This is a genomic window from Streptomyces sp. NPDC051776 (assembly GCF_040681345.1).
Lineage (GTDB): Bacteria > Actinomycetota > Actinomycetes > Streptomycetales > Streptomycetaceae > Streptomyces.
Genome location: NZ_JBFAYQ010000084.1, coordinates 1 through 11,657, shown reverse-complemented (window position 1 = coordinate 11,657; position 11,657 = coordinate 1). Strand labels below are relative to the sequence as shown.

The window sequence follows — 11,657 nt, the reverse complement described above, 5'->3', positions numbered from 1 at the left end:
AGCAGCGGCGACAGCACCGGCGACGTTGACCTCGGCCACCAGAACACCGCCCAGGAGGGCCGGCAGAACACCGTCTGCGCAACCGCCAACCACGATGCGACCATCGACCTGGACGCGGGCGGCCAGGTAGACGTGCGCTGTAAGAACAAGGACCACTCCTTCAACCACAAGACGCTCATCAAGGGCGGCGGTGCCCGCGCCCACGGCGGCAACGCCAACGGCCCCACAGGCGAGATCATTGAGGTGGGCCAGCAGAACATCGCCCAAGAAGGCCGACAGAACATCGCCTGCGGCAACACCAACAACACGGAAATCACCCTGACCGAAGGCGGCCGGTACAAGGTGAACTGCAAGCAGGTCGACCGCTCCGCCAACGCCCACAGCAAAACCATCGGCGGCGGAGCCAAAGCCACCGGCGGCAACGCCACAGCCGACCTCTTCCAGCAGAACACCGCCCAAGAAGGCCGACAGAACACCCACTGCGGCAACACCAACAACCTCACCCTCACCACCACCGGCAGCTCCCGCAGCACCACACCCTGCACCGCCATCGACCACTCCACCAACATCCACACCGAATACCGGTAGACCAAGGTGCACCGGCCGCCCAACGCCCACCCGGTACCCCGGACTCGGCCGCCGGACGCCGGCCCCGCGCACAGGCAGAGCGCCGGAGGCCCACGAACGGCCTAACGAGGTGAAACCCCACCCGGGGACCCCTCGTTGAAGAAACCGAGGCCTTCACGGCCTGTTCCTCCTTCAGCCGAGCCCTGTGAAGCCTCCGGTGCCTACCCACTCTCGCCCAGAGGGAAAGTGGGAACGCCGGATAAAAGACAGCGCCCTGGCCCCGAGCAGCCGATCGGGGCCAGGGCGCTGTCTTTTATCAACAGGCTTCACCAACCCCGACAAATCTTTTGAATCCCTCCCGGGGGTTCGGAATTCGCCAGCGGCGACCAAAATCAGGCGCAGAACTGGACGGGGGTGGGGGCCGTTGGGGTGAGGAACACCAAGGGCCCATGACGGAAGGAACACAGTGAAAGTTGAGGAAAGGAGACGGCATTGGAACATCACATATAGGCGCAAGGGAGGCACCCGGGTGCGGGCACACAAGATCGCGACAGCCACCATGCTGGTCCTGGCAGTCAGCGGATGGGGCGGAGCAGGAACCGGGACAGCGTTCGCCGAGAACGGCCCCGCCCACGGAGGTGGGAAGGCGAAGACCGCCGACAAGGGTCCCGCTTACGGGGTGCGAGGGAAGGCGCGGGCGGAGGGTGGGTCGGCCGCGGGCGGGGCTCTCTTCCAGCAGGTTCTTGCGCAGTCCGCCCGGCAGAACAACAACTGCAACAACCCCAACACAGAGGATCAGACGATCTCGCTCACCAACAGCCGGGCAACAGGCCGGTGTGTCACCGCCGACGGCTCCCTCACCGCCTTCTCCCGCATCCAGGGCGGCCCCGCCCACGCCCAAGGCGGCGCATCGACCGCAACCCTGATTCAGCAGAACACCGCCCAACGCGGCAGACAGAACAACAACTGCCACAACCCCAACAACTCGCCCATCACGCTGGACACCAGCCAGGTGGAGGGCCGCTGCACCGGCAAGGACTTCTCCTTCAGCAAGCACACGTTCGTCAAGGGCGGTGGCGCCCGCGCCGAAGGCGGCTCCAGCACAGGCGACACCGTGACCCAGCAGAACGTGGCGCAGGAGGGGCGGCAGAACAACAACTGCCGCAACGCCAACGGCGACTCGGGCCTCACGGTGACGGAGGGCCGGGCGGAGGCGCGGTGCGGGAACAAGGACGGCTCGTTCAGTAAGCACACCCGTGTCAAGGGCGGCGGCGCCCGCGCCGAAGGCGGCTCCAGCACCGCCTCCACCCTGCAGCAGCAGAACGTGGCTCAGGAAGGCCGGCAGAACAACAGCTGCAGTAATCCCAACACGATTGACATCACGGTGGACCCGGGGCGGTTGGAGGAGCGCTGTACGCAGAAGGACTTCTCCTTCACCAAGCACACGTGGGTCAAGGGCGGTGGTGCCCGCGCCGAAGGCGGCTCCAGCACGGTCTCCACCGTCGAGCAGCAGAACGTGGCGCAGGAGGGGCGGCAGAACAACAACTGTCACAGCCCCAACGAAAACGCGGACATCGATGTGGACGGGGGCCGCTTGGAGGGCCGCTGTACGCAGGAGGATTTCTCCTTCACCAAGCACACCCGTATCAGGGGCGGTGGCGCCCGCGCCGAAGGCGGCTCCAGCACGACCACCTTGGATCAGCAGAATGTGGCCCAAGAAGGCCGGCAGAACAACAACTGCAACACCCACAACTCGACGGGCATCACCGTGACGGAGGGCCGGTATGCGGTGTGGTGCGGGAACAAGGATGGCTCCTTCACCAAGCACACCCACATCAAGGGCGGTGGCGCCCGCGCCGAAGGCAGCACAAGCAGTGAGACGCAGCAGAACACCGCGCAGGAAGGCCGGCAGAACAACAACTGCGCCAACCCCAACGACTCGACCATTGACGTGGACGCTGGTAGTCGGCTGGGGGTTCGGTGTGGGAACAAGGACGGCTCGTACAGCAAGCACACGTGGGTCAATGGCGGTGGCGCCCGCGCCGAAGGCGGCACAAGCAGCGTGACACAGCAGAACACCGCGCAGGAAGGCCGGCAGAACAACAACTGCGCCCACCCCAACGAGATTGCCATCACCGTGGACGATGCGAGCCGGACGGCGTTCCGGTGCGGGAACAAAGACTTCTCCTTCAGCAAGCACGCGCGGGTCAAGGGCGGCGGCGCCCACGCCGAAGGGGGCTCCACCACAGGCAACGTGAGACAGCAGAACACCGCGCAGGAAGGCCGGCAGAACAACAACTGCAACAACGCCAACCTGAACGCAGACATCACCGTGGAGGATGCTGGCCGACTGGGGGCGGGGTGTGGGAACAAAGACGGCTCGTACAGCAAGCACACCCGTGTCAAGGGCGGCGGCGCCCGCACCGAAGGCGGCTCCACCACAAGCAGCGTGGATCAGCAGAACACCGCGCAGGAAGGCCGGCAGAACAACAACTGCAACAACGCCAACAGCGACTCGCCCCTCACCGTGGACGAGGGGAGCCGGGCGGCGTTCCGGTGCGGGAACAAAGACTTCTCCTTCAGCAAGCACGCGCGGGTCAAGGGCGGCGGCGCCCGCACCGAAGGCGGCTCCACCACAAGCAGCGTGACAGAGCAGAACGTGGCGCAGGAAGGCCGGCAGAACAACAACTGCAACAACGCCAACCAAAACTCGGACACCGAGGTGCATGCCGGCCGGTTGACGACGCGTTGCGGGAACAAGGACTTCTCCTTCAGCAAGCACGCGCGGGTCAAGGGCGGCGGCGCCCGTACCGAAGGCGGCGCCGGCGCCGCCTTCGTGGAACAGCAGAACGTGGCGCAGGAGGGTCGGCAGAACAACAACTGCAGCAACCTCAACAGCGGCGGAGACATCACCGTGCAGGATGGTGGCCGGGCGGCGTTCCGGTGCGGGAACAAGGACGTCTCCGTCGGCAAGCACACGTGGGTCAAGGGCGGCGGCGCCCGTACAGTAGGCGGCTCCACTACAGGCGGCGTGGCCCAGCAGAACGTGGCGCAGGAAGGCCGGCAGAACAACAACTGCAACCACCTCAACGCCGACGCGACACTCACGGTGACCGGGGGCCGGGCGAGGGCGCATTGTGCGAACAAGGACTTCTCCTTCAGCAAGCACGCGTGGGTCAAAGGCGGCGGTGCCCGCACCGAAGGCGGCTCCAGCACGACTGCTGATGTGAACCAGCAGAACGTGGCGCAGGAAGGCCGGCAGAACAACAACTGCAACAACATCAACGCCAACGACACGGATATCGAGCTGACCGGAGGCCGGTCGGACGTGAGCTGTAAGACGGTGGACGGCTCTACCAACCTCCACAGTGCGGACCTCGGCAGCGGCGCCCACGCCGAGGGCGGTGGCAGCGCAGGCGCCACCATGAATCAGCAGAACACCGCCCAAGAAGGCCGGCAGAACAACAACTGCAACAACATCAACAACCTCGACATCACCGCCGACACCGGCAGCCGCTTGCAGGGCCGGTGCACCGCCATCGACCGCTCCACCAACATCGCCACGATCAACCGGTAAGCCGGTAGACCAGGCGCACCACCCACGGCCACCGCCCCGCCCGGAGCCCTCGTTCCATTCCAGGAACGGAGGTCTTCTTCCGCTGTTCCTCCCAGCATCAGGCCTCCGGGTGCCGTGCCCACCCCGACCCAGAAGGAAGAGGGTGGGAACACGCAACAAGCAGGACAAAAAGGCCCACCCTGGCCCCGAGCAGCCGATCGGAACCAGGGTGGGCCCCCCCTTTTGTTCACCCGGGGAGCGACGCTGGTGAAACCGCCCCCGGCGGCAGGAGACGGCGGGGCATCATGAGGGCCATGAACGACACGCGCGAAGTCCTCACCGAGGACGAGGTGAACGACCTACTCGACGGCGACCGCGACGCCGGATGGGACACGGACGACGACCACTGTCGTACGACACCTCGCCGCCGTTCACGCCATCGAGACCGCCTGGCGATCAGGGATGAAAACCTTCAGGACCCCCGACAAATCTTTTGAATACCTCCGAAAGTTCAGAATTCACCAGCAGGCGCCTGGCAACCACATCAGGCGCAGAACTGCGCAGACTGAGGCCGTTGGGGTGAGGAACACCACGCGCCCATAACGGAAGGAACACCGTGAAAGTTCAAAGAAAGGAGACGGCATTGGGTCATCACATGTAGGCGCAAGGGAGGCACCCCGGGTGCGGGCACACAAGATCGCGACAGCCAGCATGCTGGTCCTGGCAGTCAGCGGATGGGGCGTAGCGGCAGGGTCCGGGGCGGCATACGCCGAAACCGGCCCCGGTCATGGGGGGAAGGGGAAGGCCAGGGCGGAGGGAGGATCCACCACCGGCGGGGATGTCTTCCAGCAGAACATCGCCCAGTCCGCCCGGCAGAACAACAACTGCAACAATCCCAACTCGGGGGCAGACGCTGATGAGACGGTGCTCACCGACAGCCGTTGGAGGGGCCGGTGTGTGACCGCTGACGGGTCCTTGACCGCGTTCTCCCGCATCTACAACGGCCCAGCACACGCGAGGGGCGGTTCATCGAGCACACTGGCGGCCGAGCAGACCATCGCCCAGTGGGGCAGGCAGAACAACAACTGCAACAACCCCAACAACGCGCCCATCGACCTGCACAACAGCCGGCTGGAGGGCCTGTGCACCGACCAGGACCACTCCATCACCCACACCACGGTCATCAAGGGCGGCGGGGCCCGAGCCCACGGCGGCTCCGGCGGCGCCGGCAACACGGACTTCGTCGGGGTGGGGCAGCAGAACATCGCGCAGGTAGGGCGGCAGAACAACAACTGCAACAACCCCCAACGCGGCTTCGAGTTCACCGATCCGGTCATTGACCTGGCCGACTCTCAGGTGAAGCTGCGGTGCGGGAACAAGGACGCATCCTTCACCAAAGGCACCCTCATCAAGAGTGGCGGGGCCCGAGCCCACGGCGGCTCCGGCCAAGGCGGCAACGCGTCTTCTTTCGTGGACCAGCAGAACATGGCCCAGGAAGGCCGGCAGAACAACAACTGCGTCAACCTCGGCAGCGACTCGGAGCTCGAGGACACCGGTCGGCTGACCGCGCACTGCGAGAACAAGGACGCCTCCTTCACCCAGCACGCCCGCATCAACGCCAGCGGCGCCCGAGCCCACGGCGGCAACGCCACCGGCGCCGCAGGCGACACAGTCCAGGTCGGGCAGCAGAACATCGCCCAGGAAGGCCGGCAGAACAACAACTGCACCAACGCCGAAGAAGGTGCGGATATCCTCCTGGGCAGTGGCGGCAGCCAGCTAACGATCCGCTGTCGGAACCAGGACGCCTCCTTCAGCAAGCACAGCCGCATCAAAAGCGGCGGGGCCCACGCCAGTGGCGGCAGCGGCAGCGACGTGGAACAGCAGAATATGGCCCAAGAAGGCCGGCAGAACAACACCTGCAACAACCCCAACTCCGATTCGGGCATCGACCTGAGCGAGGGCGACCGGGTGGAGAGCCGTTGCGGGAACAAGGACCACTCCTTCAACAAACACACGTCCGTCAAGAGCGGCGGCGCCCGAGCAGGCGGCGGCTCGGGCGCAGCTTCGGAGGTCGATGTGGAGCAGCAGAACATCGCCCAGGAAGGCCGGCAGAACAACACCTGCACCAACCAAAACGCCGATTCGGACCTCTTCCTGGATGACGACGACCGGGTGGTGTTCCGTTGTGGGAACAAGGACCACTCCTTCAGCAAACACACGTCCGTCAAGAGCGGCGGCGCCCGAGCAGGCGGCGGCTCCACCACAGGTGTGGACGCCGATGTGCAGCAGCAGAACATCGCCCAGGAAGGCCGCCAGAACAACACCTGCCACAACCCCAACAACTCCTCGGACCTCGACCTGGATGACGACGACCGGGTGGTGTTCCGTTGCGGGAACAAGGACCACTCCGTCAGCAAACACACGTCCGTCAAGGGCGGTGGCGCCCGAGCAGGCGGCGGCTCCACCACAGGCGGCAGCATTGATGTGGAGCAGCAGAACATCGCCCAGGAAGGCCGCCAGAACAACACCTGCCACAACCCCAACGACAACTCGGACCTCGACCTGGATGACGACGACCGGGTGGTGTTCCGTTGCGGGAACATCGACGGCTCGTTCAGCAAACACACGTTTGTCGAGGGCGGTGGCGCCCGAACTCGCGGTGGCGGCGGCACGAACGCCACTGTGGAGCAGCAGAACATCGCCCAGGAAGGCCGCCAGAACAACACCTGCCACAACCCCAACAACGACACGGCCCTCACACTGGATGACGACGACCGGGTGAGCGGGCACTGCGGGAACAAGGATGTCTCCTTCAGCAGACACACGTCCGTCAAGGGTGGTGGCGCCCGAGCCAGCGGCGGCTCGGGCGCAGACGTCGAAGTGAGCCAGCAGAACATCGCCCAGGAAGGCCGGCAGAACAACTCCTGTCACAACCCCAACGCCGACGCGGACATCGACCTGAGCGAGGGCGGCCGGTTGGAGAGCCGTTGCGGGAACACCGACGCCTCCTTCAGCAAACACACGTCCGTCAAGGGTGCTGGTGCCCGAGCCCTCGGCGGCAGCACGGCCGCCGAGGTGGAAACGCAGAACACCGCCCAGGAAGGCAGGCAGAACAACACCTGCACCAACATCAACGACTTCGACGACGAGACCATTGAAGTCACCGGCGGTCGGCTAGCCAGTCGCTGCGGGAACAAGGACACCTCGTTCAACCACACAACAACGGTGAAGGGCGGCGGCGCCCGAGCCGGCGGCGGCAACGCCACAGGCGACAACGTTGACTTCGGCCAGCAGAACATCGCCCAGGAAGGCCGCCAGAACAACGCCTGCACCAACATCAACCAGGACGCAGACGTCAACGTAGGCACCGGCGGCCAGGCCACGATGCGCTGCCACAACAAGGATGCTTCCGTCAACCACAAGACAACGGTGAAGGGGGGCGGCGCCCGAGCGGAAGGCAGTGACAGTCCCGGCGACGGCATTGAGGTAGGCCAGCAGAACATCGCCCAGGAAGGCCGCCAGAACAACACCTGCGCCGGCATCAACGGCGAGCTCACCGACACGGCCCTCGATGTCGGCGACGGCCAGGCCAAGGTCGGCTGCGAAAACAAGGACCGCTCCCTCAACCACAAGACCTTCATCAAGGGCGGCGGCGCCCGAGCCAACGGCGGCAGCACCACCGGCGAGGACATTGAGGCCTTCCAGCAGAACATCGCCCAGGAAGGCCGGCAGAACCTGGCCTGCGGCAACAGCAACCACACCGACATCGACCTGACCGACAACAGCCGGTACAAGGTGAACTGCAAGCAGACCGACCACTCCACCAACGCCCACACCAAAACCATCGGCGGCGGAGCCCGCGCCACCGGCGGCAGCGCCACAGCCGACCTCTTCCAGCAGAACACCGCCCAAGAAGGCCGCCAGAACACCCGCTGCGGCAACACCAACAACCTCACCCTCACCGCCACAGGCAGCAGCTCAAAGGCCCAGTGCATCGCCGTCGACCGCTCAACCAACATCGGCTAGGACTACCGGTAGACCAAGGTGCATCGGCAGCCCAACGCCCACCCGGTGCCCCGGGCTCGGCCGCCGGACGCCGGGGCCGCGCACAGGCAGAGCGCCGGAGGCCCACGAACGGCCTAACGAGGTGAAACCCCGCCCGGGACCCCTCGTTGAACGGAACCGCCAAGGTCTTCGCGGGGAAACCCGCCCAAGACCCCAGCCAGTGGGCGCACCCGCCACCGGCTGGGCCCAGGGCCTGTGTCCCGAGCAGCCGATCGGGACACAGGCCCTTTCGCCATGCCGGGGTCTGTACGGTCAACGCCCGCTGCTGAAAACGGAACACCTCCAACCAAGGGGGGCGGCGGCATACCGCCAACCCCACTCGAAGAAGCGGATCTGTACGTTCGGACGGATCCACGGCGTGGCGGCGGTGCTTGATCACAGCGGGGACAGCGGGTATCACGCGCACACACGCTCACCGGGACCGGCCACGCTTTCCCCGCTTTTGAGCGTCACGGTCGGCACCGCCCGAGACTCAGAGCCGCTGCTGTTGTCCCCTGGCCCGCACCGGACCGCGGTCAGAAGGCCCACCGCGAACAGCAGTTCGAAGACCCGGTGCGCCGCCATCGACCGCTCCACCAACATCGGCTCGGACTACCGATAACAACCCCGGCACCGTGACCCAGCCACCACCGCTGCCCCTTCTTGCTGAAGGCACAACACCTTCAGCAAGAAGGGGCAGCAGCACGCCAGCCCTGGGGCCCTACTCAAGGAACAAGCCGCTCACCGCCCAACAGCACCAGCCGAGCCCACCCGCCCAGAGAAGAGACCAAGCCGGTGCGAGAACAGCCCGCGGGCGGGGATGTCGACCCTGGGTGCGGCGATCTGTTCACCCGGTGAGCGGCGCGGTGAAATCCGCCCCCGGGGGCAGGAGGTGGCGGCATCATGAGGGCCATGAACGACACGCGAAGCCCTCACCGAGGACAAGGAAAACGACGTGCTCGAGGGCGATCGTGACGCCGTGTGGGACGCGGACGGCGACTACGAGTGGACCCGGTGAAACACCAGCAACCCAAAGCAAAGGGCCGAAGCTGCCGCACACCGGTCGGTCTACGGGGCATCGTCGTGAAACTGCGTGACCATCAGATCGAGGCCGTGGCCGCCATCGTCCGCGGCCTCGACGTTCCGCCGGGCGGCATTCCCTTCCATGGCCTGCGCGGACAGGTGCACGCCGCGTGCGGAACGGGAAAGACCGTCATCGCGGCGGCATCGGCGAAACGCCTTGTCCCCAAGGGCCGCATTCTCGTTCTCGTGCCGACGCTGGACCTTCTGACCCAGACCGTCCAGGCGTGGCGAGCGGCCGGGCACACCGGGCCGGCGGTCGCGGTGTGCAGCCTCGGGGACGACCCGGAGCTGTGGAACCTGCAGGTGCGCTCCACCACCAATCCCGTGCAGTTGGCGTTGTGGCACGGCCAGGGGCCGGTGACCATCTACGCGACGTACGCGTCTCTGGGTGTGCTGGCGGAGGCCTTCGAGGGCCTCTACGGGCAGCAGCTGGCCTCGCTTGACCTCGCTGTGGTGGATGAGGCGCACCGGACGTCGGGGTCGATGGGGAAGGCGTGGGCGGCCATTCATGACCAGGGCGTCATTCCGGCGTTGCGGCGGTTGTATCTGACGGCGACTCCGCGGATCTGGCAGGAGCGGCCCCCGCACTGGGAGGTGGCCGAGGGGGTGCGGGATGCGCTGCCGAAGGAGATGGCGGCCTCGATGGACGATGAGGTCGTGTTCGGGCCGGTGCTCTACAAGCTCAGCCTGGCGTCGGCGGTCTCCCGGGGGCTGCTTGCCCGCTACCAGATCATCGTGATGGAGCTCGAGGACCCGGTGGTCACGCCTGAGCGGCTCATGGGTGAGGAGCGGCGTAGCGAGGAGGTGCGGGGGCAGCGGCTCGGGGCACTGCAGGCCGCGTTGCTGCACACCATGAGCCAGCACAGGTTGCAGACCTGCATCACCTTCCATCACCGGACGATCGAGGCTCAGGCGTACGCCGAGGGCCTTGTGGCCGTGGCCGGGAAGCTGCACGCCGACGCCCCGGAGACGTATCCGAGGCGGGTGTGGGCGGACTGGCTGTGCGGCGAACATGTCCCCGAGCGGCGGCGGGGGGTGTTGGGCTCGTTCGGCTCCACCGCGCAGCGGGCGGTGCTCTCCAACTGCCGGGTGCTGGGCGAGGGCGTCGACATTCGGGCGGTGGACTGTGTGGCGCTGCTCGATCCCAAGGGGGCTCCGCATGACATCGTCCAGGCCATCGGGCGGGCGCTGCGGCAGAAGCCGGGAGAAGGCAAGCTCGCCTCGTTGATCGTGCCGGTATTCCTTCAGCCCGGTGAGCAGCCGGAAGACATGTTCACCTCCGGCTCGTACCGGCCGTTGGTGAATGTGCTTCAAGGGCTGCGGGCACACGATGAAGACGCCATCGAATTGCTCGCCGTCCCGCAGGAACCGCAGAAAGATGTGGCGCAGCCGTCCGTGAATATCGGTTCTGCGCCGGACAATGGTGAGGAAGAATCCCGGCTGCTGCTGCGTTTTGCGGCCCCGCGGGACCCGGTGATGGTCGCGGACTGGGTGTCGTTCAACGTGATCGACACCGAGAAGCAGGACTGGGCCCGCGGCTGGGCCAAACTCAAGACCTACACCGAACGCGAGGGCCACGCCCGGGTCCCCTACGGGCACAAGGAAGGCGCCTACCCGCTCGGGCAGTGGGTCGCCGAGCAGCGGCGCGCCTACGGGGCCGGGGAGATGGTCGGCAAGCGCGCGGAGCGGCTGGAGGCACTCGGCATGGTGTGGTCGGTGGCTGATGAGCGGTTCCAGGAGAACCTTGAAGCGGCTCGTGCCTACTACGAGGAGCACTGGACGCTGTGCGCGCCGCGGTCGGCGACCGCGTTGGACCGGCCTGTTGGGCAGTGGCTGTCCAACCTCCGCCGGCCCGGCGCGCTGGCGGACCGGCCCGAGTGGAAGGCCGCGCTGGAGGCCGTGGACGAGCACTGGAACCCGGCCTGGCCGGCGGACTGGCAACGCCACTACGCCGCCCTGCACGAGCTCCTGCGCGAGGAGACCGGCCCGGTCGACGTCCCGCCCGGCGTCACGGTCCACGGGATGGACATCGGCAAATGGCTCCACCGGCAGCGCCAGCACACGGCCTGGGAAGGGCTGAAGGACGGGCAGCGCGAGCTCATGGCCCAGCTCGGCATCCAGCCGCTACCGCCCGAGCAGGAAGCGCCCGTGAAGGCCTCCAGGGGCGGCTCAGGGGCCTTCGAGCGGGGGGTTGCGGCCCTGGCACAGTACAAAGCCCGAACAGGCTCTGTGACCGTCCCCAGGGGGCACGTAGAACGGCTCGAAGACGGCACCGAAGTCAAACTCGGGGTATTCCTGTCCAACACCAAGACTGTTGGACGACTCTCTGCATGAGCACGAAGGTGGGGGTTGGCGACAGTCACGGTGGACATGAGTGCTGATCTTGATGGGCAGCCTGATCCTGTTT

General features: G+C 66.4%; 4 protein-coding genes and 1 pseudogene. All 5 read left to right on the top strand.

Annotated elements, in window-relative coordinates; genetic code table 11:
* Window positions 1–588, top strand: a pseudogene (locus tag AB0M26_RS30240) (hypothetical protein); the annotation flags it as partial.
* 508 nt (window positions 589–1,096) lie between these two features.
* Complete coding sequence (locus AB0M26_RS30235; protein ID WP_365265982.1) at window positions 1,097–4,144, top strand: hypothetical protein; 3,048 nt, start codon at window positions 1,097–1,099, stop codon at window positions 4,142–4,144.
* Window positions 4,145–4,437: 293 nt separating this feature from the next.
* The gene (locus AB0M26_RS30230) at window positions 4,438–4,620 is read left to right on the top strand and encodes a hypothetical protein (protein WP_365265980.1); all 183 of its coding nucleotides are present in this window, start codon (window positions 4,438–4,440) and stop codon (window positions 4,618–4,620) included.
* Between the two features lie 184 nt (window positions 4,621–4,804).
* Window positions 4,805–8,149, top strand: a complete 3,345-nt coding sequence (locus tag AB0M26_RS30225; protein WP_365265978.1) for a hypothetical protein — start codon at window positions 4,805–4,807, stop codon at window positions 8,147–8,149.
* Window positions 8,150–9,244: 1,095 nt separating this feature from the next.
* Window positions 9,245–11,584: a Helicase associated domain protein gene (locus tag AB0M26_RS30220; protein ID WP_365265984.1), complete on the top strand. Its 2,340-nt coding sequence runs from the start codon at window positions 9,245–9,247 to the stop codon at window positions 11,582–11,584.
* The last annotated feature ends 73 nt before the right edge of the window (window positions 11,585–11,657 follow it).